Origin of the sequence: Aliiglaciecola sp. NS0011-25, assembly GCF_040370605.1 — a bacterium.
GTDB lineage: Bacteria > Pseudomonadota > Gammaproteobacteria > Enterobacterales > Alteromonadaceae > Aliiglaciecola > Aliiglaciecola lipolytica_A.
Genome location: NZ_BAABWR010000007.1, coordinates 1 through 25,801, shown reverse-complemented (window position 1 = coordinate 25,801; position 25,801 = coordinate 1). Strand labels below are relative to the sequence as shown.

Sequence of the window (25,801 nt, the reverse complement as noted above, 5' to 3'; positions counted from 1 at the left end):
TTTCATTCTCCAAAGTATTCTTTAATATTTTTTTTAATGTCTTTGCCAAATTCTGGGTCACTACCATCTGTGCTGGCTCCACCGGCATTAAAATAAGCAATAGTTTCATCGATATATGAGCCTCCATACTTAGACCAGACTCTCAAATTCATATCCCAATCAGCACATAACTTATATTTTAGATTGTAATTACCGCAATTAAGCTTACGTTCTTTATTGTAAAAAATAGCTTGATGACAAATATTCTTAATTTTAATTTTACTATCAGTAAATTTACCATCATAAATAGTGCCGCTCTTTGCCCATTTGACGTCCCCTTTCACTTCAACATTTCCATAAACCAATCCACTTTCTATATTGTTGCTGGAAATAAACTCGTAGATATTGAAAAGTGTCTTAGATGAGTAAAATTCATCGTCACTACCTAAAAAATACAACCATTTTCCCTGAGCTTTTCTCAAACCGATATTCATTGCATCATAAATACCCTCGTCTTTTTGAGAAAAAACTTTGAACCTATCATCTTCTTTTGTCAGACCAATTAAGCTCGGAATAGTCTGGTCAGTAGATAAACCATCAACAACTATCACTTCAAAATCCTTAAAACTCTGATTCATAAGTGAATTAATTGCTTTATATAAAAATAAAGCACTATTGAATGTAGGTATAATGATACTAAAAAATGGTTGGGTTTTAGTTACTTCTTGTGGGGAGATACCATTACTTAATGATTCAAAAAAATTTTTATAATGTTGCTTGGATTCCTTTCCAATACACTTTATTAGATAGGAATAATCTGGAGTATTATTCTTTGTATTTTTTATACGTAACTTTAAATTTTCTAAGTTTTCAAACTGCTTTTCAGCATGTAAATCTATAGTGCACACATTAGATTTGTACTGTAAAACGTCATATCCAAGAGAGCCAAGTTCATACAATAGTGAAGAAGATATACCAACAACAATTGATCCATTTGCAAAGTCATTGCTTTCAATTAAATTAGGGTAGTATTTATAATATGCTAATTTATTATTATGAGGATGGAACCTTACTTTAAATTTCCACTCACTATTTGATAAACAAAATACGTTTACAATTTTAATCAACTCAAGATTTTGTATTTGAAATATTTCTTGATCAAGTATAATCAGAATTTCCTTTGCTACTCTTTTCTGACTTAAAGTCTGGCCGCTATCTAAATCTGGTTTACCGCAAACAAAAATATTTGAATTCTTATTATACTTCGCAATAAGATTTTTTGTATTCTCCCCCCAAGCTAAAAAGTAATCTGATGGCTGAACTTTATAATTAATAACGTTAACTGTATCCAAATCTTTATAATCAATATATAAGCCATGCTGCATTGTTACAGTTGTGATGTTTTTTTTCTTAAAATATAAAGATGCTAGACATTCAACAGCTTGCATATCTGAAAATAACACCAAGTTGTCAAAAGAATTTTCATCAAGTTTGGATACGATAAACATGTACCTCATAAATCGTATAAACACCAAACTCCTGTACTTTTCTTCTACGAAGCCAAAATATCTTATGTTAGAAAGCTCTTTTGTAAAAAAACTTGACACTTCTTTGTTAAACGAATTGTCTTCTAAAACATAATCTTCTACTACCATTTTAGGTATGTCGCTAATACTTGATATTGCAGTGTGAAAAAGAAGTTTGTAATCAGGCCTACTCAAGCTTCTAAAAAAAAGAAATTTAGCAGGGTTTTGTTTTTCTATTTCAATATTTAAATGTAAAAGATGTCTCAACCAATTTTTCTTAATTGTTGCTAATTCACTATCTTTTCTTCTTTTCAAGCCAAAAAGATCACTATAAATAACTTGTTCTAATTCTTTCTGGGTAAATACACTTAAATCCATACAAGGTCACTTTGATTTTCTAATTTAATTAACATTTTCAATACTCTAATTTTTCCCGTAGATGGGCATAAAATTCGGATTGTGATATTTCTTTTTTTAATTCATCACTTAAATCCCTTCTAGGTCTCGCTTCTATTTTGCTACTTACTCTTCCACTATCACCAGACATTTTATAAATATCAAAAAAATCAAAAACCCGTTCGCTAAACGGCAGATTTAAATGGGATGCTATTTTAGAAATCACTAAGGATGGATCATTCAAAAAACTTTCATATTTAAATATATGTTCCTGCCTATATTCAGATATGAATACTAGGTAACGCCTACAATATTCATCAAAGCCTTTTGGATCAAAGTGATCCCATTTACTTGACAATAATGATAAGTATGAATCTATCGGATCTCTCACTGTAACTACTCGCAACAATTCAAAGTCTTCTACTAAGCAATCCGCAACTTGTGAACTAGTTCTAAAAGTTGAACCTATGCAAAAATCAGAATGTGAATGATCTCTAATAATTAGATGACCTCCGACAGTAACAACATGATCATTTATTTGTTTCACACTTTTGCTAAAAATTTTTAAAGCTAAAGAATCTATATCCGGTATTTGAGCGTACCTTGATTGAGCAATCAGGTCCGACGGCAGATATCGAGGCTCTCCATTACCTAAATGAAGCATAGTTGTAGGGTGAACTTCACTCAACAGGTAAACATTTGGTAAAGATGACAATATCTTAGCAATTACGGTACCACCACTACATGCGAAGTGATGTAGAACTCTCAAAAGGGGCTTAGTTTGATTTTCATGAGTATCAACGATTTGAGCGCATCTTTCCAATAGACTCAGAGTCTCATTGACTTCAGCACTCAAATTTGTATTTTTTTTAGTTTCTGATGTCAAATCAGAAATAGAACTAGACTCAATGATCTGAGTTACTTTATCTAGTTCTGATTTCAAAGTTTTCACTATTTTCATATCCATCAAACTATAATTCTTTCAAGAGCAACTCAGGGTGTTTTTTCTGAATAACATTATAGAATTCTGCGGCTAACAATAATTTATCGTGAAGCTCTTTTATTAAGTCTTTCAACTCTTTCTCTTCTTTAAATCTTTTTGATAACTCACTTCTTAAAAATTCGTTGTCTAACTCCAACTTAGTCATAAGTTTAATATTTAAATTATGAGTATTGTCGTTAATCTCACTTTTCTCTTCCGACTTTTTAACAATTTTCTCCATATCTTGTACTTTTTCTAATAGACTTCCTTCCGAAGCTTTAACTTCTAGATTCTGTAATGACAACTGATCATATAATTTCCTCATTTCATCAAGTTCCACCTGTAAAGCGTTCAATTTAGAATTACTCTCGCTTTTTTCAGCATTTAGAGTCTTTACTAACTCAGAATTTTCACTTTCAGCTTTAGCTTTTTGAGTTTCTAAATTCGAAACTGTATTGTTCAAAGCAACTTTATCGTTCATGTAAAGTTGCTCTTGTTCCGTTTTATGCGCTTTTAATTCGTCTATTCTAATTTCTAATTTCTTGTAATTCAGACTTTGCAATTGTAATTGTTCACAAAGTTCTGTTTTTTCAGCTTCGAAAGCAGATACATAACGTTTTTTTTCAGCATTAGACTGATTAAGTTTAGCGTTTATTTCTACGATTTCATCTGTAAATTTTTGATTTTGTTGCTCAATCGACTTTTTAAGTTCGATTTCTACTTTTACTAGTTCCTGCTTGTCAAATTCAAGTATTTTTAGCTGTTCAATAAGGGCTAACTTTTCATTTTTTAATGAATCAATCTGACTAGACTTTTGCAGGTTACTCCTTTCCAACTCCTTTAATCTCTGGTTAAAGCTAGACTCTAACTGCTGGGTAACTTGAGTTGCCAGCTCTTTTTCGTGTATCAGGCTTGCTTTCAGGTCTTTATTTGCTTCTATTAAGTGTTGAAGCTCAATCGTTTTTTTCTCTAAAGATTGTGTTAGCTCACTCTTAGCGGCTTCCACTTCAACCTTTTGCGTTTGCATCGAGTTTACATGTTCGTCAATCAGTCTTTGGTTTTCAGCCTTTTGCAATTGATATTGTTTTTTGAGTAAGTCAAGCTCAAACCACAAAGGATTGCGATGTAACTTGGCAAATGGAATATCTGGATCGGAGGTATCACAATCCGAGATTTCAAATCCTTGAGCTGTTAACAAAGAAGTAAGCTCTGCAATATTCGCAGCGCCTTCATAAAGCGAAGATTCAGGTAATGGAATATTAATGTGATTGATATTTTGCCATAACTCATTCTCCATTAAGGTGGCTAAGATTAAATGATTAATATCAATTATATCCAGAACTAACGTAAATTCAGCAGGCTGGCAGATTAAGTCATTAAGTATTTCGTCTACGAGTTTAGTTCTTACTTGAGACTTTTCTATTAATCTAAGTCCAGGGTAAAACTGTTTTAAACCGCTGACAGACGATAAGGCTGAATATTCTTCTAGTGTGTAATGAAAAAAATCTGATTTCTCGGTTAAGCTAGAAATAGTAGCATGTACTACTTTTACATTCTGTTGGTTTGCAAATCGCTCTTGCAACTCTATTGCTTGTGCTTGTCTAGCTTCAACTAGCACCACAACATCATAATTACCGAAACTCATGTTGGGGGTTTTAACATCCCCAGCACCCAACCATACTAATACTTTGCTCTCGATACTCATCTCTAAACTCACTTAAATTTACTTTGATTTACGAGCAATGTAGGGGACGCTTTACGTCCCTCGGCAATACCAAATTTAATAAAATGAATTAGCGGATTAATATCAGCATCAGCAATATCAGGGTAGCGCTGAAGATACCACTTTCCATCAAACTGAGGGCTTGGGAAACGCCCCTCTTTGGCACCAAATTTTAGATAATGTTCCGCAGGGTTAATTTCCGATCCTGCTACATCTGGATAGGTCTCTAAATACCATTTAGCATCAAAATACTCAGAGGTTAATAGTAAGCCTATATCCTGTTGTAATTTAGCTTTCTTTTTATCTATCCTACCGACTGCCTTAGCTAACTTGCGCATCGGTTCAACAGACTTCCAAATTTTTGATGCCTTAATCTGCGCTAATTCGGCATTCACTTGATTTAAATTATGATTAAGTATCTCTATTTCACCTTTCGCTTTAGTTAATTGCGAGGTGAGCTTACCTATTTCTATTTGCTTAACTTTAGTTTGTTGTAATACTTTCTTAACTTCGTTATTTTTATGAGTAACAGTGGAGTTCAGGACACTATTTTGTGTTTTCAGCGACTCGACTACTTTTTTAAGGGTAGTTAATTCATTTTTGAGATCAACAATTTGAGAATCTTTTGTCTGATTGTTTAAGAAATACTCTTCTAATTCTTCTTGTACTTGCGCCAACTGTAAATCTAATAATTCTTTTTCACTTTTAACGCTTTTAAAGTTTTCTTCATTTTTAATAAGCTTTTTACTGAGTGTTACTTCAATATCTGCTTTCTTCTGTTTTTCGGTTTCTAAATCACAAAAAATCGACTCTAACTCTTCTTGCATGCTAGCTACTTGTAGCTCTAGTAATTCACTTTCACTTTTAACATTTTCAAGTTTCGCTGAAGTGCTACGTAACTGTTCATTAAGCTCCAACTCAGAAACAGCATACTTCTGCTTTTCAGTCTCTCTTAATAAATGATAGTGCTCTAAATCTTCTTGCAGACTAGCTAGTTTTAATTTCAATAATTCGCTTTCACCCCCAAAGATTTCAGCTTGCTTGCTCGCACTTGCCTTTTCGTTTTCCAGTTCTAGTTTTAATATACTAACAGTTTCACGTTCACATTCTAATTTCTCGTGAAGCGAGATATTATTTTGTTCTTGTTTAGCTACTTTAACGTTTAAAAATTCGAGCTGCTTTTCACTATTATTTGCAGAGGCATTTTGCTCAATAATTTGTTGCAATACTAAAGAGTTATCAACTGTGACAGTGTCACTTTCGCTCACAGGTAAACTACACGCGGTCAATAGTGTATTCAAATCACTCAATGACTTTTCTTGTCGCACATATTGGCAGGCAAGTAACAAATTTAGGTCTGATTCAACTTGGTATTCAAGAGAACATTGTATTGATACCCCATTCTCATCCATATGATTGTTTAAAGCTGTTGGGTTTAATAAAGATTGTTCAAGATTAATCAACCTAACTTTACGTCGATTTTGTTTTTGAAATTTTAGCAAAGCAGTGTTTTTTTCAAGCCAATCACTAGCCGCACTTTCTAGTGTTTCACCTTGGCTAATTGCATTAGCAACAGCAAATTCACATTGCTGATAAAACAGAATAATGGATTCAAAGTTGTTATTATTAAGATCACTCAAAAATGCTTCAAAGTCTTCAATAGGGTGTTTACACAAAAGCAGTTCACTCTTAGTGCTACTTTTTAAACCACCGTAAGATTCAATCGAGCTTACATTTTGTCCATCAAATGAACCTGTTAATTTACACCAAGGTTCTAAACTTCCAGTGGTAATGATGATTTTCAAATTATACATCCTATTAATATCATTTGATTTTTGAATCGCTGAATTCATTTGTTTTAGAAGATATGGTTTACTGTCAATTACAGTGCAATAGAGTCGCAGAATGATAGCTAATCTACTTCAATATTGCACCTTCCAAAAACCTTAAACTTAAGACCGATTGCCTCTCTTCATAAGACAAAAGTATGTTTCAATATAATTACAGTGAAAATACTTTATTAAATTAGCTCTTTCCACCAACTTTCGTTTTCTAAATACCATACAATAGTTTTACAAATCCCCGTTTCAAATGACTCTGTAGGTATATATTTTAACTCAGTAAAGGTTTTAGTGGCATCAATGGCATATCGTCTATCGTGGCCGACTCTGTCAGTAACATAGGTAATCAAATCTGTCGCTTTACCCGCAATAGCATTTGTTGCTAAAGGATACTTGGCTTTTAAGTCCGGTGTATTTGCGAATTCGTGATTCATTTTTTCGCAAACCAGTTTTACAATATCTATATTCGCCCATTCATTATGACCACCAATATTATAATTTTCACCTATGCGACCCTTTTTAAGAACCAGCTCAATTCCGCGGGCATGGTCTTCAACGTAAAGCCAATCACGAATTTGCTGGCCATCACCATAAACAGGCAAGGGTTTATTGTGCAAAATATTAGTAATGATGAGCGGTATCAGTTTTTCTGGGAAGTGGTAAGGACCATAATTGTTTGAGCAATTACTGGTGGTTACCTCTAAGCCATAGGTATGATGGTAAGCTCTCACCAGGTGATCACTGGCCGCCTTACTCGCTGAATATGGAGAATTAGGAGCATATGGCGTATCTTCTGTAAAAGCAGGATCGTTTGTTTCCAAAGAGCCATAGACTTCATCGGTACTAACATGATGAAAACGGTGTTGCAAAGGTTCCTTTCCTTGAGCTTTGGGAAGGTCTATCCACACTTTTTTAGCCGCCTTAAGTAGGCTATAAGTACCAATAATATTGGTTTCAATAAAGGCATCTGGGCCAGTAATTGAGCGGTCAACATGAGACTCGGCGGCAAAATGCACGATAGTATCTACTTGGTATTCGCCCAATAGTGATTCCACCAATGGTGTGTCACAAATATCGCCTTTTACAAATTCAAAGAGCTTGTTTGACTCAACTGATGCTAGATTTGCACGATTACCAGCGTAAGTTAGTGCATCTAAAACCACTACTTTATCGTTAGGGTTATTTTGCATCCAATAAAGTACGAAGTTCGCTCCGATAAATCCGGCACCGCCGGTCACAAGTAACGCTTTATTTTTAGTCATTTTTAATATCTTTTATTCATTTAGTTGAAGCTATTTGTTGCATAACTTCACTCAATTCGACCCGCCAATGTTTGGGTTGAAGTCCGTTAAAAGCCATCTTAAGGGAGGCTTTATCTAATACACTATAGCTCGGTCTCTTTGCCGGAGTGGGATACGCTGAGGTTGGAATTGGTTTAACCGGAATGGATTTATTTAATAGCCCATACTTAATACCTAACTCTTGAATTGCCAGTGCAAAATCGTACCAACTACATACACCTGAATCAGTAAAATGATGGTGTCCGGTTACTTTATTCTTCACTGCATACAAACATGCTTTAGCCAGCGCGCCGGCTGATGTCGGTGAGCCTATTTGATCATCGATAATGCCAAGCTCGGGCTTTTCAGCCATCAATTTCAGCATTGTTTTCACAAAGTTATTGCCAAATTGTGAATACACCCAACTAGTTCTAATAATACACCCTTGGCTAGGCGCGAATTGCTGAACAGCCTTTTCCCCTGCCGCTTTACTCGCACCGTAAACACCGATAGGCGCATGAACATCTTCAACCTGATAAGGTGAACCTTTATCGCCAGAAAACACATAATCAGTAGATACATGCACTAATGGAACAGCCTTTTGGTTTGCGTACTTGGCTAAATTTTCCACAGCCTTAGCATTGATACTAAAAGCCTGCTCTTGTTCTGATTCGGCTTTATCTACTGCGGTGTAAGCAGATGCATTGATAATACCCGTTACATTATGTTTGCTGAGCACTAAGTTAACGTTTTCTGCGCTGTTTATATCGATATCGCGGCGGCCTAAACAAAACAAACTACTATCTAATAGCTTTAATTCTTGCGCTAATTGACCGCTTTTGCCGATTACAATGATTGTCATTTACACTTCACTCAATATTCTGCAATGACTAATCAAAGCTAGGCGCTAATTTAAAATCTAAACCTTCTGTATCTTTTGCAGATAAACTCGGTGCTTCACCATTAACCAAAGGCCAATTGATACCAATAGTTGGATCATCATAACGAATAGATACTTCCGACTCGGGGTGATAATAGTCAGTGCAGCGATAACAAAACTCTGCAAACTCAGATGTTACATAAAATCCGTGAGCAAAACCAGCAGGCACCCACAATTGACGTTTATTTTCAGCCGATAACAGTACGCCAACACACTTGCCAAAAGTTGCTGATGATTTACGCATATCCACTGCCACATCATATACTTCACCACTGGTAACCCTGACTAATTTACCTTGAGTATGTTCTAGTTGGTAATGTAACCCTCGTAGAATACCGTGTTTGGATTTGCTGTGGTTGTCTTGCACAAAATCTACGTTTGCTACATTTTGTTTGAACCAATCGTCTCTAAAAGTTTCCATGAAAAAGCCGCGTTCATCACCGAAGACTCTAGGTTCAATGATCTTTACGTCTGGAATAGGTGTTTCTATTAGATTCATTTTATTTACTTCACTTTTTCAGTTAACAACTTAGATAGATACTTGCCGTAACCACTTTTTAAAAGTGGTTTAGCTAATTTTTTGAGCTGAGCGGCATCAATAAAACCTTTACGATAGGCAATTTCTTCAGGACAGCAAATCTTTAAACCTTGGCGCTTTTCAATGGCGGCGATAAAATTAGATGCATCCAACAAACTGTCAATTGTGCCTGTGTCCAACCAAGCAGATCCCCTTCCCATTAGCTCCACTCTTAAATTACCTTGTTCTAAATAAAGATTATTCAAATCGGTAATTTCCAATTCACCACGGTGAGAAGGTTTAACTTGTTTAGCCAGTTCAACCACTTGGTTATCGTAAAAATACAAGCCAGTCACTGCATAGTTTGATTTAGGTTTTTTCGGTTTTTCTTCAATCGACAGTGCTTTCCAATCATCATCAAAATCCACCACACCATAACGTTCAGGATCGGTTACGTGGTAACCAAATACGGTGGCCCCAGAGGTTTGTTTATTCGCATTAGTTAGAGACAATTGTAAGTCATGGCCATAATACAAATTATCCCCTAGAACCAGTGCACAATGGTCGTCGCCAATGAACTCTTCACCTAACAAAAAGGCCTGAGCTAATCCGTCTGGAGAAGGTTGTGCAACATAACTAAAGTTAACTCCCCATGCTTTTCCAGTACCCAATAAAGCCTTAAAACGAGGCAGCTCTAGCGGTGTTGAAATAATCAAAATATCTTTAATACCGGCTAGCATTAAAGTGGAAATGGGATAATAAATCATCGGTTTATCGTAAACCGGCATAAGCTGTTTACTGATTACAGTAGTTAGAGGATGAAGGCGTGTACCTGATCCACCGGCTAAAACTATTCCTTTTCTCACATTCATTACCTTATTAAATTTGAAACTTTAAAATTGTAAGGTTATTGATAAGATGCAACAACCTAGTTTTAAATTGAGGTTCCGGTTATCTTAATTCCGCAACAGTAGCGATTACAATTCGCCCAATACCAAACAGCATTAAGGTGATGGCTAAAAACAAGCTTAGGTTATAAAACACTTGTGGGTACTTGGCATCTTGAGGCGACGTCGGAGACTCTACCGTAACCAAGTATTTCAGTTGACGATAAGCTTCAATTCGCGATTTTTCCAATGAAACTTGAGATGAAGTATAAGCCTGTAAGGCTAACTCCATATTAATTTTGTAATCACTAAATTTTGCCATTATTTGCGAAACACTTAAGTTTTGTTCGTCTTCAGGCAAAGAATTGTTATCTGATTTATCACTGGTAAGCCTAGACCTTTCATTTTCAAGCTGTTCCAACATACTTTCCAATTGTGACCTAGCTTGTATAACCTGAGGTGCATTCTCACTCATACTATTTCGTAGGGCGTTCAGTTCTGTGCGCTTAGCCGCCACTTGTCCTTCCATCTGGTATGTTATCTGCTGCAACGCCATTCCTTCAGCTTGTGGATCTAACAGGTTATGGCGACGTTGAAAGGCTAACAGTTCTGTTTTGGCTTTTTGCAATCTTTTCTCAACCAACTGGTGTTCCAACATCACAAATTCCAGTTGTTTTTTAGCCAGATTATGACCAATTTCGTTTATATACCACTCAGCCCTATCCACAATAGTCTTGCTCATCAAATGAGCAAAATCAGGTTCAAAGGCCTGTACATAAATATTAATAACTTGGGATTTTTCATCCAATTCAACTAGAATCCGATCCAAATAATATTTCAGGGTGGTTTCTCTGCTAGCATCACCGTCCAAACGGCTAAACATATCGTAGGCGTTATTGCTGTAGTGAGATGAAATATCTAGCGTATTTTCTAAATAAGTTAACATGTCATTTGAATAAATAAAGGCTTTAACCAATTCCGTATCTAAGCTAGCAGAACCTACACCAAATCCAGACATTAACGCCATTGCTGGATCTAAAGTGGCCATTCCATCCGGCTCTTTTACTATCAATTTAGCCTGACTTTCGTACCTTGGGCTTGCCCATATCACTTGATAAAAAGCAAATAACAAAAAGGGTAAAAATACGCATAAAACCAACGGACGTTTAAACTTTTGTAGTTGAGGATGGGCAAACACAACTGCAATTTGTTCTTTTAGACTTAACGCATTCTGTAACATCGTTTTTCGATTATTAGATTCCGTAGAAGATAATGTCGCCAGTTCAGGTACCTCTTCCAACGCTTTAGCCCGCAATTTCTTTAATTTGTTTTGATTAGTTTCACTAGGATCCAAATTTTTTACTCGCTGCATTAATCGGAATGCTAAAGCAACATCGGTAAGTTCTAACTCTTCAACCTTTTTATTTAAAAAGTCAGCATCAGACCATTGTTCATTAGATAGCAAAGCTTTGAGTTCTTCGAAGCGTTGTTCCAATTCTAATTGAGCTTGTTTAGTCATGTTTATAAAGCCTGATAGTGTTCGATCCCTTGCTCGAGATCGTTATAAAACGTTAATTCACCTTTGTGCAGCACAATTGCACTATCACAAAATTGCCTGATCTCTTCCATTTCATGACTGACCATTATGACATTTGCCTTTTCACTGCGCTCCAAAAGCGCTTCTTTGGCTTTCCTTCTGAATTTTGCATCCCCTACTGAAGTAACTTCATCAATAAGATACACATCAAAATCGATTGCAATAGAACATGCAAAGGCTAATCTTGGTTTCATTCCGCTGGAATAGGATTTAACCGGTAAATTATATTTATTGCCTAATTCTGCAAACTTCTGAACCCGCTTTTCATAGGTATCTAAATCTGCAACTCCATTTATTTTTCCTATAAACCGCGTATTCTCTCGTCCTGTCATTTGCGGGTGTATTCCTGTAGTCAAAGCTACCGGCCAGGATAAACTTAGATCTGTCACGATTTGTCCTTTATTCGGATATTCACTGCCAGCAAGCAGTCTAAATAGCGTTGACTTACCTGCGCCATTTGAACCCAATATACCGATATTGTGGCCTGCAGGTATCTCAAAAGATAACTCTTTAAAAACGTACTGATTACCTAACTTCGAAGGGTAATACTTAGTAATATTTTCTAAACGAATCACCTGCTTATCGCCTGTTTCCAAGTAACATGATATATAGCTAATGAGAAGAACGTAAAAACCAGTACGATAGATGATAAATATGCCAAACTGACCCCTTCGTTACCATATGAGGAATAAACGGAAAAGCGTGTTAATTCAATTGCATGCAGTACGGGATTCCAATTTAGGAAATGCCAATATTCTCTTGGAAAGTCTTGCAAAGAAAAGAACACGCCGGAAATAAAAAACATAGGTCGAGTTATCATTTCTCTTACACGGCTAACTTCCTTTAAAAATAGTTCAGCTATTCCAAACAACAAGCCCATAGCCATTGCGAAAACCCACAAAAGAAAAAAGCAGGTAAAAAACAAAAGTAGATTAGATATATATAAATCCATACCCAAAAAATACATCAAAACAACAATGCCAATTGTCACAAAGGCTTTAACTAGGATTTGAAATAACCCCCCAGCTAAAACAGCACTAAGTGGTTGCACTTGCTTAAACGCATAAAGAGGCTTATTTTGTTTAATTGCCCTAGCAGTGCTTCCCAACGTTTGTAAAAAACTTTGAATAAACAGTATGCCAATGGCCATAAAGGTAAAGGTGGGTATAGTGTGGGTTTCGCCTCCGGCCAATCTTCCCCGTAAGAAAGACAACACAAAAATGAATACAACTGGATTTACCACCGCCCAACTCAAACCAAACTTATCATTAAACCCCGTGCGAATTTCGCGGGCAAACAGGGCGAATATGACGTCTCGCCATATTTCCCATTTGTTGCGTTTAATAACTGTTGTCATGAATTAGTGCTTTGCTTGCTGTTTAGCTTGCAGCATTGGCAGCTACAGCAATTTGATAGATGATTTGGGTAACATCTTTGATAGATTGCATGATCTTCGCGTCAACCTTAGGCAGCACCAGAATTTGGTCTCCGGCTTGTAAAGTGGCGTTCTGCTCATCAGAGTACCAATGCTGCCCTGCATCAGATGAAACAAAGCTGGTGATACCGTTAGCATGAACTATAGCAATACGATCATCGTCTGCTCGTTCGCTAAATCCACCTGCCCATGCGATGTAATCGGATACTGTCGCCTCAGGGTTATAAACCACGGCTTGCGGCATAAGCACTTCGCCAGCAATCTGAATCAAGTCAGTTTGCGCTGGAATAACAATTTCATCCCCTTGCTCTAGGCGAATATTGGCGACTTTGCCATTTTCAGACACTATCACTTTGCCTAAAGGCTCAATTCTTCTGGCGCGGGCAATAAATTGTGAGACTAACTGTGCTTCTTGAGCACGGATTGACGCTTCACCGCTTGATGATGCAGGCGCTGTAAATAAGCTACGCTCTAAGCGGTCTAAAGATTCGTTGATCAGCATTTTTTGTTGTTCCATCACGCTTTCACGCTTGATGTAAATGGAACCATAGTTGGCTTGTTCTGGGTCTATCTCAATATAGCTTAACAAGTCCAACAAACGTGTATCTTTTTCCACAGCATAAAAGGAAGGGCCTTCGTAGCTACCGGAGATCTGCACGCTGATCACTTGCGGTCGAATGTCATCATTAAATAACACGGTATCGCCATCGGCCATGGTGAACTGGTCGAATTCATTAACTGGCAAGTAAACTGAAATAGGGCCTGATTCACGATTGCCGGTTATCGCCACGTGACTGGTTTTCGACAATGGTCGAGCATAGTTCATTAATGCCGTGCCAGAGCGCTTTGATTTTTCTAACTCGAATCTAAATGGGTATCTAGCCGCGCCCTCTACATTCACCATAGCGCCCTGCTCGCCAACAAAAATCACATCTTCATCTTTGAACGAGAATGCAGGTAATTTACCCATTTTTAGGAAGTCGTATAAATCGTAAGTTAGCACCGTTTCACCCTGACGCATTACCGTAATGTTTCGGTAACTGCCGCGATGGGGATCAATCCCACCCGCACGTTTTAAATAAAACAACACCGAATCTGACGCTAAACCGGCGTACTGACCAGGTCTCAATACTGGCCCTGCCACAAACACACTCACTGGCGTTGCGGTAAGCAGATTGACATACACACTCACGTTATTGGTGTATATGGATTTTATACCTTGCGTCACTACGCTGTTGACGCGATTAGCAGGCACATCTTGCACTTTAATCGGGCCGATATCTGGAATGAATATATTGCCTTGGTTATCCACGGTAACCACTTCTGAACTGTTCACCGTGCCCCACATTTGAATCGCAATTTTATCGCCAGGGGCAACTAAGTAAGACGAATTTAAACCATCACTACGTTCCGTTTCAAAACCACCTTTGAACAGGTTAGCGCCATACGGCGGCGGCAGCCCTTCTTCGCCAGCAGGCATAGGCCCAGAATCCGAAGGTAAATTGATACTCCCTCCTCTACCGGTACTATTGCCACCTGATTGAATATATTGCGACAAGTCAACTCGTTGACTTTGGCTAGCCTGTTGAGCTTGTTGCAGTTGTTCTTGGGTTGGCGCTTGTTGCGCAAAAAGGGAACCTACAAACATTGAGCTTGCGATGAAAAGTACTGATCTAGATAGGAAAGCAGAAACGACACGATAATTTAATAACATTATTGGTTTCCTCCTGTTGTCGCTTCACTATAGCTGGCTAAAACAGGGCTAACTGCGTACCAATCACCGTTACTGGTTTTACAATATACACGTTGACCATCAAGCATAAACTGCACTTTACGACAGGTTTTTCCGCTGGCCGCGAAAAAAGGTTTGCCTAAAACCGCAGGTTTACCGTCGATTTGCACATTTGTAGACATAGAAGACTGCGACAAAATAGCTTGCTGCGTAGATGACACAGGCTTAGCGTCTGAAACAAATTCATGCTCGACAAGTGCTCGACTAGCAATGGGTTGGTCAATCGAAGTACAGCCTTGAAGAAGGATGCTTAGTAAAAAGAAACTACTCAGTTTTTTCATAAATTATTATTAGCTTTTGTCCACAACAGTTCATACTAACGCGTCACCTTGATTTTGCAAAGAATGCGTTTGCAAAGTAACACTAAAAGTAAGGGCAACCTGTTGGTTGCCCTTGATGCTATTCTAGGGAGCTATTTTTCGTTTTCCACGAACAAAGCGTAAAATAGTCCAGATATTTTGAATCACGAAACTGTATATAAATAGCGACACTATGAAACCATAGAACATGATATATTCGGCGACTTCATACAGTTCACACAAAATTCCTACCGCGGCATAACAACATCCCATTAGCAAGATTGCGGCTAACGAGCGTCGCGAAGAGAAGCCAGCTCGCATAAAGATATTGTGCAGATGTTGGCGGTCAGGCTTCAATACTGACTGACCTTTTTTCGCTCGTCTGTACATAATTGCAGCCATGTCCATTAGTGGTAACCCAATAATCCACACTGCGGTCATTGGCCGCATTGCCGCTTCTGGGCCTTGGGTAAAATCTACCATCAACCAAACAATGGTTAGTCCAACGAACATACTGCCACTGTCACCCATGAAAATTTTATTTCCCTTGAACCCTTTCCAGCTCAAGTTAAATGCCATGAAAGGTACGATGGCAGCAATAACCATCATAGGTGCCATAATGGCGTTACCATTATTCGAGATCAACAACAGGAAGACCACAGCGAGCAGCACAATTAAGCTCATACCGCCGGCAAGCCCATCAATACCGTCAATCATATTGAACGCATTGATAACGCCAACCACACAAATCAATGTGAAGAAATAGCCAAATAAACCAAAAGAGGTGTCACCGAAGCCAAAAATATTGCCTAACGAGGTGATATAATTCTGCGCAGCCCACGCCATTATTGCGGCCACACCAAACTGACACATAAGTCGCCCTTTAGCGCTTAAGTCGAACTTGTCGTCCAGCATACCTAGCAAAATAATGAAGAAAGATGCGGTAAAAAATAGAGAACCGTTCTTAAACCAGACATCGGTTAAGATGCTAGTAATTAAAACTGCACCAAAAATGGCCACACCGCCGGTGAGCGGCACCATACCATTGTGCTGTTTTCTTGCTGTAGGATGATCAACCAAACCAAGTTGATGAGCAAAGGGAGTCATTACAATCAACAATATTACCGCTACAAAAAACGCAGTAAAAAGTGGAACAAACTCCAAATAGGCAAACATATATTACACGATTCCTTGTTAATTCGTTAAAGCTGCAGAAGCAATAATCGAGCCTGTATGCAGCATAGCGTTCCAGCAGAACTTGTATTTTCAATGAGAATCAAGTTATACCCTCTTGATATTTATAAGAAAATCGTATTTTCCTTCGTATTCCTAATAAATAGGTAACGCCGCTACTTCGAAAATTCGCGGGGATGATACCAAATATCAGTTGCTGAAAACCAGTAAAATCGTGTTACTAAATGCAATCGACGTATTATCCGTTGGTATAATATACAGGAAAAACATTTACCCATCAAAAAACTGTATGTTTTTCGCAACACAGAATAAAAAACGCTGAGAATCGATTGTTTTTTAAGCGTAATTATATTCTCTAACTGTTGTTAAAAAATGAGCGAATACCATTTTGGAATGCATGCACCAAATTTGATGCACCGAGTCTGTGCATTATGATATTAAATTTAGAGCATCCTCGTTATTAAAATGCACATTAATCGTACAGCACTGCTCGGTGGGAAATTAAATTTTTAATAACCTGCTTAGCCTGTAAATGAAAATCTCCTTTAAATTAGTTTAAATAAAGCACAATAAAAACCGACAATCTTGTTTTCAGACAAGAGCTCTAGTATAAACAATGGGTTTACAAGTTTTCATCTCGGTGATTTGATGCAAGCAATGGATCAATCTATGAGAAAAACAACAATAATTAAAATAAAGCAGTTCACATGCAAAGTTAGCGTTAACGCATCTGATGAACTCACCTAAAGGCAGCGACACAATGAATTCAAAAACACCCGATTTTTTCGGTCACCCAGGTGGCCTACAAACACTATTTTATACTGAAATGTGGGAACGAATGAGCTACTACGGCATGCGTGCTTTGTTAGTTTTGTTCATGACCGCCAGTATTCAAGAAGAAGGAATGGCAATTACAGTGGCATCGGCTACTGCAATATATGGATTGTACACAGGTGCAGTGTATTTCATGGGTTTACCCGGTGGCTGGATAGCCGACCGACTAATAGGCAGTCAAAAAGCAGTTTGGTACGGCGGTATCGTGATCATGTGTGGTCACATTGTGCTTGCCATTCCAGCCAGCTGGAGTTTCTTTATTGGTCTGATATTGGTGGTAATAGGCACAGGTCTGTTAAAGCCCAATGTTGGTATTCTGGTTGGACAACTGTATTCCCCTGAAGATCAAAGACGTGATGCTGGTTACACCATTTATTATATGGGAATTAACTTAGGCTCATTGATTGGTTATTTCGTGTGTGGCTGGTTGCAAGTGAATGCCGGTTACCATTATGCCTTCGGCGCCGCGGCTGTAGGTATGGCAATAGGTCTACTTCAATATCGCGCCACCATTGGCAGACTTGGCGGCGTTGGTGCTGAACCTTTGCTTAAAATGACCCCGTCTGGCGAAAAGAAAAGTTGGACAGTGATAGTGGCATTTTTGGTGGGCATTGCCGTGCTAACCTTCGCCATGATGACAGGCATATTAAGTATTGACCCTGTCACCCTGGCTCAGTATGTTGCGGTTGCCATTACTGTGGTGTTTTTAGCCTATTATGCGGGTATTTATGCCTTTGGGAATTTATCTTCCGATGAGAAACGTACCTTAGGCGCATTGTTTGTGGTGTGTTTGGCGTCGATATTTTTCTGGTCGGGTTTCGAACAAGCAGGCTCGTCGTTAAACCTATTTGGCCGAGACTACACGGAACGTATGATAGGTTCCTTCGAAATTCCACCCGCTTGGTTCCAATCAGCAAACTCATTCTTCATTATCACCTTGTCACCTTTCTTTGCAGCCCTTTGGGTAAACCTTGGTAAACGCATGATAACCCCTTCCTACGGGATTAAATGTGCTATTGGTCTGGTCATCATGGCCACGGGCTTTATCGTAATGTTCTTTGCTGCACAAATTGCTGCAAGTGGCTTAAAAGCGGCGCCTTATTTCTTAGTTGCTACTTACTTTTTGCATACAGTGGGCGAGCTTTGTTTAAGCCCGGTAGCTTTGGCAGCGGTAAGTAAGTTGTCACCTAAACGTTTCGCTGGTCAAATGATGGGCGTGTTTGTACTTACTTACTCAATCGGTAATGTGACAGCCGGTTTGTTAGCCGGTGGACTAGACCCTGATAATTTGAGTGATATGCCAAATCTGTTTTGGGGTATTGGACAAATTACCGTAGCCGCAGCGCTTGTTGTTGGGCTATTAACCTTGAAAACACGTAAGTGGGAAAAGTTAGCTGAAAAGAAAACTTTTAATCACGACGAAGAAAAGCCAACGATTTTGTAGTGTTATAAACACCATAAATTTTTAGCTAAAAGGTATATTTAAAAAACTGAATCACGCCCTGAAATAAAAAACATTATTTCGGGGCGTTTTTGATCAAAATAGTTTGTATAATGTCGCTATTATAATTCGAAGATCTCAAGGTAGTGCTTTTGAAATTCTATTTTTCGACACGTCAAATTCCTCAACTACAAAACCTAAGCCTTAAAGAGCGCTTTGTAGAAATTCGTGCAGCTGAAAGCAAGCTGACTGCGCCTGAGAAGTTATTTCTTAACGTTATAAAACTGCTTATTATGGTGCCTTTTTTTGTTTTTGTACTGCGCACCTTCCAAGATTGGTCTTCGTTACTTTGGGCCGCACTGATAATCATTGCTTACCCTCTAATTTTGAAGCCCTTTCAATACAGCTTATCGGCGAAATATCTAAAACAACCTGATGATTCACAAATAAAGGAATAACATGTCTACTATACTCGTTACTGGCGGTGCTGGTTATATCGGCAGCCACACAGTGTTGCAATTATTGGAAAATGGCGATCAAGTCGTAGTGCTAGATAACCTATGTAACTCATCTCCAGAGTCCTTAAAAAGAGTATCTGAATTAACCGGGAAAGAAATTGCGTTTGTAGAAGGTGATATTCAAGATTCAAACATTCTTGATAAGGTATTCAGCGAAAATAAGATTGACTCTGTTATTCATTTCGCAGGGTTAAAAGCCGTTGGTGAGTCGGTTGAAAAACCATTACTTTATTACCGAAATAATGTGTATGGCACCCTGAATTTGTGTGAAGCCATGGCCAAACATAATGTCAAAAATATTGTGTTTAGTTCATCTGCCACTGTTTATGGCGATCCCACTACCCTGCCGCTACATGAAAACTTGCCAACCGGTCAGCCGACAAATCCTTATGGCCAATCTAAACTGATGGTTGAATTGGTATTGCAAGATTTGTTTAAGTCAGACAACAGTTGGAATATTGCAATCTTGCGCTACTTCAACCCAGCAGGCGCTCATCCATCAGGCAGAATAGGCGAAGATCCTAATGGTATTCCAAATAACTTAATGCCGTTTATCACCCAAGTTGCCACTAAAAAACGCGAAGCATTATCGGTTTTCGGTGACGATTACGACACCCCAGATGGCACCGGTGTGCGCGATTATATTCACGTTGAAGATTTGGCCAATGGCCATTTAAAGGCGCTGGATAAACTCACTCAAAACGCTGGATTAGTGACCTATAATTTAGGAACTGGCCAAGGTTATAGCGTGTTGGATATGGTGAAAGAATTCGAGAAACAAAGCGGACAGTCCATTCCGTACAATATTGTGCCCAGACGCAGTGGCGATGTAGCAGCTTGTTATGCCGATCCAAAATTGGCCAAAGAAGAGCTAAACTGGACCGCAAAAAAAGGCCTAGCGGAAATGTGTCGCGACTCATGGAATTGGCAATCCAATAATCCCAACGGATTTAAATAAGAATACCAACAATCCATGTAGCATGGCCTTTAGGCCATGGATCCAAGAACCCAACCCATGTTTTATCTCGGGTTGTAGCATGGCCTTTAGGCCATGGAACCTTCCACATTCCCGCGGGGCTAAAGCAACCGCCTACAAAAAATCCGTAGCATGGCCTTCAGGCCATGGAACCTCGAATATTCCCGTGGGGTTTAAACACCCGCCTACAAAAAATCCGTAGCATGGCCTTTAGGCCATGGAATCTTACATATTCACGCGAGGCTAAAGCCACCACCTACCAAAAATCCGTAGCATGGCCTTTAGGCCATGGAATCTCGAATATTCCCGTGGGGTTAAAACACCCGCCTACAAAAAAATCCGTAGCATGGCCTTCAGGCCATGGAACCTCGCATGTTCGCGCGAGGCTAAAGCAACCGCCTACAATAAAAACCGTAGCATGGCCTTTAGGCCATGGAACCTCGCATGTTCCCGCGGGGCTAAAGCAACCACCTACCAAAAAATCTTTAGCATGGCCTTTAGGCCATGGGGCCCATCAAACCAATATTCTCGAGGCTGAATAACCCCCTGTAGGACGGGATTCATCCCGTGGGAATGTTCGTATTGCGTTTCGGGGCTAAAGCCACCGACTACAGGTGGTAAACGCCAACCCCTGTAGCATGGCCTTTAGGCCATGGAATCTCGAATATTCCCACGGGGTTAAAACACCCGCCTAAAAAATCCGTAGCATGGCCTTTAGGCCATGGAACCTTCCACATTCCCGCGGTGCTAAAGCAACCGCCTACAAAAAATCCGTAGCATGGCCTTTAGGCCATGGGGCCCATCAAACCAATATTCTCGAGGCTGAATAACCCCCTGTAGGACGGGATTCATCCCGTGGGAATGTTCGTATTGCGTTTCGGGGCTAAAGCCACCGACTACAGGTGGTAAACGCCCCCCCCTGTAGCATGGCCTTTAGGCCATGGGGTTCATCAAACCAACATTGCCGGGCCCAAAAACCAAAAACGTCAGCTTAAGCTGACGTTTTTCATATGGACTCGCAGTGATGTTTTAAACTGTCACGTTTGCCGCTTGAGGACCCTTTTGGCCTTGCTCAATATCGAACGTCACTTGCTGACCTTCGTCTAGCGTTTTGTAGCCATCGCTAGCGATAGCACGGAAATGTACAAACACATCAGCTCCGCCATTATCGGGAGTAATAAAGCCGAAGCCTTTCTCTGCGTTGAACCACTTAACAATTCCAGTTGATTTAGACATAGTCTTTTCCTAATTTTTGTCAATAAATAGCGCATGCACGCCGGTTTAGCTGTGTAGAACGATGGAAATAATGCATGTTACTAACAGAAATTATTCAATAACTAACTGGTAAAACAGATGTAAAGATATTCTTAAGTAAAATGTAATTCACGTTTATGTTACACGCTGATTATTAGGTTAACAGATAATAATTAGGTGTATATAAAATTCATGTTTTTTACGACTAAAAGCTTATAAAATCAGCTCGTTAACCTAATCGTTTTGCACAGCTTAATGGGCGATGCTACTCAGTATTTATGACCCTAAAATGACAGATAAACTAAATATTTTGACTAATCTTATAAGTTTGCTCTTACCCATAAAGGCGCGTAAAACGAGCTCTAAACCTACCAATTCATTTATTTACAAACAACATACGTATGTAATTCGCGCCTAAGCAAATGAACTTATAGACTAGGTGCTTGACCAAATAGACATTGGCAAATCGAATCAATTATTCAAAAAGCCAACGCCCGTTCATAACGCCCATAGAAGCGTTGAGAGTGAGACAGGATTTAACATGAAACCCACTATTTATACTTGTACTATTAGCTTAGGCATGCTGCTCTTAGTGGCAGCCTGCGGCTCGACAAAAACTAACCGTAGTGTTGGCGAACCAATAGCACTTAATTATGACACCAGCACAACCCAGGTCGATTTTTCCGCCCACTGGATTCGCGCCGATTTAATTTTATTAGCGAATAAAAAATCCCACCCAGCTTTGGTCTTTTCGAAAAATGGCAGTATAGATGACAAGAAAAAAGCAGACAGACTGTTCAATTTAGTAGCGGTGGAAACACCTCAGTGGGTGTCGCAATCCTACCCACATTTAAGCCACTTTTATGCCTACAAAGTGGACATTCCCCGTTCTGAATTAAAATCGCTACTGAAACAGCAAGCCGCTGTAGTCGAGGTTAATCACCACACAAAAAAACCAAACTTGGCAGATATCGAAAGTCTATCTTATCTACAAAATGCAAAACTACTCGACGCGTTATATACCTCAAAACAGGACGATGCAGATGAAATTGATAATTTTGGCGCGCAACTATTAGGAAGCTCTACGCGTTTCACGATTTGGGCTCCCACCGCACTGAACGTCAAAGTTCGCCTGTTCGATGAACATAAAAACCCGTTGGAAAGTGGCATATTAGAGCTCACTGAAGATCCCCAAACTGGCGCTTGGAGTGGCATTACTAATCATGCTCCGCAAGGAACCTTCTATCGCTATCAAGTTCAGGTTTATCACCCTGAATCGAAACAGATTGAGGTATTACAGGTGACTGATCCCTACTCCTTAAGCTTATCCACCAATAGTGTCTATTCCCAAGTGGTGGATTTAAGCTCACCGCAAACTCAACCAGAAAATTGGCAACAACAAAATATCCCTGTGGTCGATTCACCGGAAAGTTTAATTTTATATGAAACAAGCATTAAAGATTTTAGCGCGTCAGACCAAAACCTCTCTAACCCAAATCTAGCTGGAAAATACGCGGCATTCAGTCAATCCAATAGTGACTCAATCAATCACTTGAAAGCGCTTAGAAAGGCGGGACTAAATACGATCCACTTGCTCCCCACCTATGATTTAAGCACCATAGATGAAATCCCTAACAACGTCATTTCCATGCACGACAGCTTAGAAAAAGTGTGCGTTTTAGCCTCTGAATTGGAAATTTGTCATACCGACTATAACCCTGAATTGTCCTTGCAAAGTCTTTTACTTAGCTATACGCCCTCATCCTCCGAGGCACAAAAAGTAATTGAGCTAATCCGCAGTAAAGATGATTACAACTGGGGCTATGATCCTTATCATTACACTGTGCCAGAGGGTAGCTACGCGTTAAATCCAGAAGGCATTCCACGACTTATAGAATTCAGAAAAATGATCATGGACATCCACCAATTGGGCTTCCGCGTAATAATGGACGTTGTGTATAATCACACCTTTGCCGCTGGATTGGCTGAAAAATCAGTCCTAGACAAAATTGTGCCTAATTATTATCACCGTCTAGACCCAATTTCAGGGGCTATTGAACAATCAACCTGTTGTGAAAACTCTGCGACTGAGAATGCCATGATGGCCAAATTGATGACAGACTCTTTAGTCACGTGGGCGAAGCATTATAAAATCGATGGTTTTCGCTTCGACCTCATGGGGCATCAACCTAAAAGCGCCATGTTGCAGGCCAGAGAAGCGGTCAGAGCGGTAGATCCTGACACCTACTTCTATGGTGAAGGATGGAACTTTGGTGAAGTTGCTAATAATTCACAATTCATCCAAGCCAGTCAGATTGAAATGGCAGGCACCGAAATAGGCACCTTCACAGACAGATTAAGAGATGCGGTAAGAGGCGGGTCGTCATTTTTATCAGGTCAAGATATTCGTAAGGGCCAAGGCTTAGGAAACGGTTTATTGGTGTTCCCAAATGAGCTGCAAAGCCAAATTGATACGCAATCTTTACAGCATGAATACCAGCTTTCCATGGACCAAGCCCGTATTGGACTTGCAGCAAACTTAGCGGATTTTCCGCTGGAAAGTGCCCAAGGAGAACATGTGTATGGCCGTGATATAGATTACGGGGGGGCGCCTACTGGATATGCCCTAGATCCGGCGGATACCATAAACTATGTGTCGAAACACGATAATCAAACCTTATGGGACAACAATCAGTATCGCACTGCACATCAGGCTACCTCTGGTCAACGGGTGCGAATGCACATCATGTCCCTCGCCTATCCCTTGATGGCACAAGGCATACCTTTTTTACATATGGGTAGCGAGTTGTTGCGCTCTAAATCGTTTTTGCGTGACAGCTATGATTACAGTGATTGGTTTAACAAAGTAGACTTTGGGAAAAAGTCGAATAATTATAATGTGGGATTACCCCCTGCCGAAAAAGACCGAAGCAACTGGGAAGTAATTACACAAACAATTGCGCAGAACCAAGGCAGAGACATTGTTTCAAATCAAGAAATTCAATTTGCCTCACAGGTATTTAGAGACTTTCTAAAAATTCGCACTTCAACACCGCTTTTCAATCTGCAAACCGCAGAGGAAATTATTCAGCAAGTTAAGTTTCTGAACACCGGCACTACTCAAAAAACAGGTCTGATAGTGATGTCTATTAATGCGGCCAATACAGAAAATATTGACTCTAATTTCAAACAGGTCATAGTTATTTTTAATCACAATACACATTCTGTAAAATTTGACATGCCGCAGGCTCAGCAATTCAGTTTGCATCCTGCACAACAAACAGGAAGCGACCCATTAGTTAAGACCGCAACAACAGATGAATATGGTTTTAATTTGCCTGAATTAACAGTTGCAGTATTCGTTCGATAAAAAAGAACAAGAAATAGAAGGAAATAAAATGTTAGTGCAATTAACCCCTCTTCAGTGCCGTGTTATTGGAGTACTCCTTGAAAAAGAAGTCACCACGCCGGACCAATACCCACTATCAATTAATGGACTAACCTTAGGTTGTAACCAAAAAAGTAATCGTGAGCCAGTGATGAACTTAACTGAAAGTGAAGTTCAGCGCACGGTTGACGAGCTCAGAGAACTAAAACAAATTAACGAGCACAGCGGTTTTGGTAGTCGCGTGGTGAAATACCAACATAGGTTCTGCAATACCGAGTTTGGCGATCTAAAACTCACTCGACAGCAATTTGCCATAATATGTGTATTGCTTTTGCGCGGCCCTCAGACGCCAGGGGAATTAAGAAGCCGCACAAATCGCTTGGCAGAATTTAAAAATGTTGACGAAGTAGAAGAAAATCTTGAATACATGAAAACTCTCAATGGCGAATGCCTTGTAACCAAGCTTCCCAGAGAACCCGGCAAACGAGAATCGAGATACATGCACTTGTTTTCAGGAGAGCCTGACATTAGTGAATTTGAAGCGCGACCAGAAGGCACCACATCGTTATCAACACCACAAAATTCGTTATCACAAAGAGTCGACACATTAGAAACCGAACTTGCCGAATTAAAAGAACAGTTCAAACAATTTAAACAAGAACTAGGCATGTAGCCAACGGCTTTAGCCCCGAGATTGGTAAACCCATGGCCTAAAGGCCATGCTACAACCTGTAGTCGGTGGCTTTAGCCCCGAGATGGATAGGTTAAACCCCGAGAGGAACCCATGGCCTGAAGGCCATGCTACAACCTGTAGTCGGTGGCTTTAGCCCCGAGATGGATAGGTTAAACCCCGAGAGGAACCCATGGCCTGAAGGCCATGCTACACCTGTAGTCGGTGGCTTTAGCCCCGAGATGGATGGGTTAAACCCGAAATTGGGTTGGGAAAACCCTGAGAGGAACCCATGGCCTAAAGACCATGCTACAACCTGTAGTCGGTGGCTT

Annotated in this window: 21 protein-coding genes; 6 read left to right on the top strand and 15 right to left on the bottom strand. The window is 39.5% G+C overall.

Annotated elements, in window-relative coordinates:
* Positions 1-2: 2 nt before the first annotated feature.
* From ABWV72_RS07595 to wecA, 14 genes are all read right to left on the bottom strand, one after another.
* Positions 3-1,883, bottom strand: a complete 1,881-nt coding sequence (locus ABWV72_RS07595; RefSeq protein ID WP_353369719.1) for a glycosyltransferase family 2 protein — start codon at positions 1,881-1,883, stop codon at positions 3-5.
* Between the two features lie 37 nt (positions 1,884-1,920).
* Positions 1,921-2,868 (bottom strand): sulfotransferase family protein, encoded by a 948-nt coding sequence (locus ABWV72_RS07590; RefSeq protein WP_353369717.1) that lies wholly within the window; start codon positions 2,866-2,868, stop codon positions 1,921-1,923.
* A gap of 4 nt (positions 2,869-2,872) precedes the next feature.
* Positions 2,873-4,600, bottom strand: coding sequence for a coiled-coil domain-containing protein (locus tag ABWV72_RS07585; protein WP_353369715.1), 1,728 nt, complete (start codon positions 4,598-4,600; stop codon positions 2,873-2,875).
* On the bottom strand, positions 4,597-6,459 hold the full coding sequence (locus tag ABWV72_RS07580; protein WP_353369713.1) for a hypothetical protein: 1,863 nt from the start codon (positions 6,457-6,459) through the stop codon (positions 4,597-4,599). The genes ABWV72_RS07585 and ABWV72_RS07580 overlap by 4 nt, the downstream gene beginning before the upstream one ends.
* Positions 6,460-6,626: 167 nt before the next feature.
* Positions 6,627-7,709 carry a dTDP-glucose 4,6-dehydratase gene (gene rfbB / locus ABWV72_RS07575; protein ID WP_353369711.1) on the bottom strand — a complete coding sequence of 361 codons (1,083 nt, stop codon included), beginning with the start codon at positions 7,707-7,709 and terminating at the stop codon, positions 6,627-6,629.
* Positions 7,710-7,725: 16 nt separating this feature from the next.
* The gene (rfbD, locus tag ABWV72_RS07570) at positions 7,726-8,589 is read right to left on the bottom strand and encodes a dTDP-4-dehydrorhamnose reductase (RefSeq protein WP_353369709.1); all 864 of its coding nucleotides are present in this window, start codon (positions 8,587-8,589) and stop codon (positions 7,726-7,728) included.
* A 28-nt stretch (positions 8,590-8,617) separates the two neighbouring features.
* Positions 8,618-9,166: a dTDP-4-dehydrorhamnose 3,5-epimerase gene (gene rfbC, locus ABWV72_RS07565; protein WP_353369707.1), complete on the bottom strand. Its 549-nt coding sequence runs from the start codon at positions 9,164-9,166 to the stop codon at positions 8,618-8,620.
* A 5-nt stretch (positions 9,167-9,171) separates the two neighbouring features.
* Positions 9,172-10,050, bottom strand: coding sequence for a glucose-1-phosphate thymidylyltransferase RfbA (gene rfbA, locus ABWV72_RS07560; RefSeq protein ID WP_502902129.1), 879 nt, complete (start codon positions 10,048-10,050; stop codon positions 9,172-9,174).
* An 85-nt stretch (positions 10,051-10,135) separates the two neighbouring features.
* Complete coding sequence (locus tag ABWV72_RS07555) at positions 10,136-11,590, bottom strand: KpsE/RkpR family capsule polysaccharide export protein (RefSeq protein WP_353369703.1); 1,455 nt, start codon at positions 11,588-11,590, stop codon at positions 10,136-10,138.
* 2 nt (positions 11,591-11,592) lie between these two features.
* Positions 11,593-12,243, bottom strand: coding sequence for an ABC transporter ATP-binding protein (locus ABWV72_RS07550; RefSeq protein WP_353369701.1), 651 nt, complete (start codon positions 12,241-12,243; stop codon positions 11,593-11,595).
* Entirely contained in the window at positions 12,240-13,025 is a 786-nt protein-coding gene (locus ABWV72_RS07545; RefSeq protein ID WP_353369699.1) for an ABC transporter permease, read from the bottom strand. Before ABWV72_RS07545 ends, ABWV72_RS07550 begins: the two co-directional genes overlap by 4 nt.
* 22 nt (positions 13,026-13,047) lie before the next feature.
* Positions 13,048-14,817 (bottom strand): polysaccharide biosynthesis/export family protein, encoded by a 1,770-nt coding sequence (locus ABWV72_RS07540; protein ID WP_353369697.1) that lies wholly within the window; start codon positions 14,815-14,817, stop codon positions 13,048-13,050.
* Entirely contained in the window at positions 14,817-15,176 is a 360-nt protein-coding gene (locus ABWV72_RS07535) for a DVU3141 family protein (RefSeq protein ID WP_353369695.1), read from the bottom strand. The genes ABWV72_RS07540 and ABWV72_RS07535 overlap by 1 nt, the downstream gene beginning before the upstream one ends.
* 123 nt (positions 15,177-15,299) lie before the next feature.
* Complete coding sequence (wecA, locus tag ABWV72_RS07530) at positions 15,300-16,370, bottom strand: UDP-N-acetylglucosamine--undecaprenyl-phosphate N-acetylglucosaminephosphotransferase (protein ID WP_353369693.1); 1,071 nt, start codon at positions 16,368-16,370, stop codon at positions 15,300-15,302.
* Positions 16,371-17,148: 778 nt separating this feature from the next.
* Here wecA and ABWV72_RS07525 point away from each other — a divergent pair.
* The 3 genes from ABWV72_RS07525 to galE all read left to right on the top strand — a co-directional run bounded on the left by ABWV72_RS07525 (position 17,149) and on the right by galE (position 20,139).
* Positions 17,149-18,666 carry a peptide MFS transporter gene (locus tag ABWV72_RS07525; RefSeq protein ID WP_353369691.1) on the top strand — a complete coding sequence of 506 codons (1,518 nt, stop codon included), beginning with the start codon at positions 17,149-17,151 and terminating at the stop codon, positions 18,664-18,666.
* Positions 18,667-18,809: 143 nt separating this feature from the next.
* Positions 18,810-19,121, top strand: coding sequence for a DUF6170 family protein (locus ABWV72_RS07520; RefSeq protein ID WP_372546577.1), 312 nt, complete (start codon positions 18,810-18,812; stop codon positions 19,119-19,121).
* Between the two features lies 1 nt (position 19,122).
* On the top strand, positions 19,123-20,139 hold the full coding sequence (gene galE / locus ABWV72_RS07515; RefSeq protein ID WP_353369689.1) for a UDP-glucose 4-epimerase GalE: 1,017 nt from the start codon (positions 19,123-19,125) through the stop codon (positions 20,137-20,139).
* A 1,047-nt stretch (positions 20,140-21,186) separates the two neighbouring features.
* On the opposite strand, the gene cspE is transcribed toward galE, so the two are convergent.
* Positions 21,187-21,393, bottom strand: a complete 207-nt coding sequence (cspE, locus tag ABWV72_RS07510; protein ID WP_216048031.1) for a transcription antiterminator/RNA stability regulator CspE — start codon at positions 21,391-21,393, stop codon at positions 21,187-21,189.
* Between the two features lie 559 nt (positions 21,394-21,952).
* Here cspE and pulA point away from each other — a divergent pair.
* The 3 genes from pulA to ABWV72_RS07495 all read left to right on the top strand — a co-directional run.
* Positions 21,953-24,781 carry a pullulanase-type alpha-1,6-glucosidase gene (pulA, locus tag ABWV72_RS07505; RefSeq protein ID WP_353369686.1) on the top strand — a complete coding sequence of 943 codons (2,829 nt, stop codon included), beginning with the start codon at positions 21,953-21,955 and terminating at the stop codon, positions 24,779-24,781.
* 28 nt (positions 24,782-24,809) lie between these two features.
* Positions 24,810-25,472: a YceH family protein gene (locus ABWV72_RS07500; RefSeq protein ID WP_353369684.1), complete on the top strand. Its 663-nt coding sequence runs from the start codon at positions 24,810-24,812 to the stop codon at positions 25,470-25,472.
* 125 nt (positions 25,473-25,597) lie between these two features.
* A partial coding sequence (locus ABWV72_RS07495) for a hypothetical protein (protein WP_353369682.1) occupies positions 25,598-25,801 on the top strand: 204 nt, incomplete at its 3' end.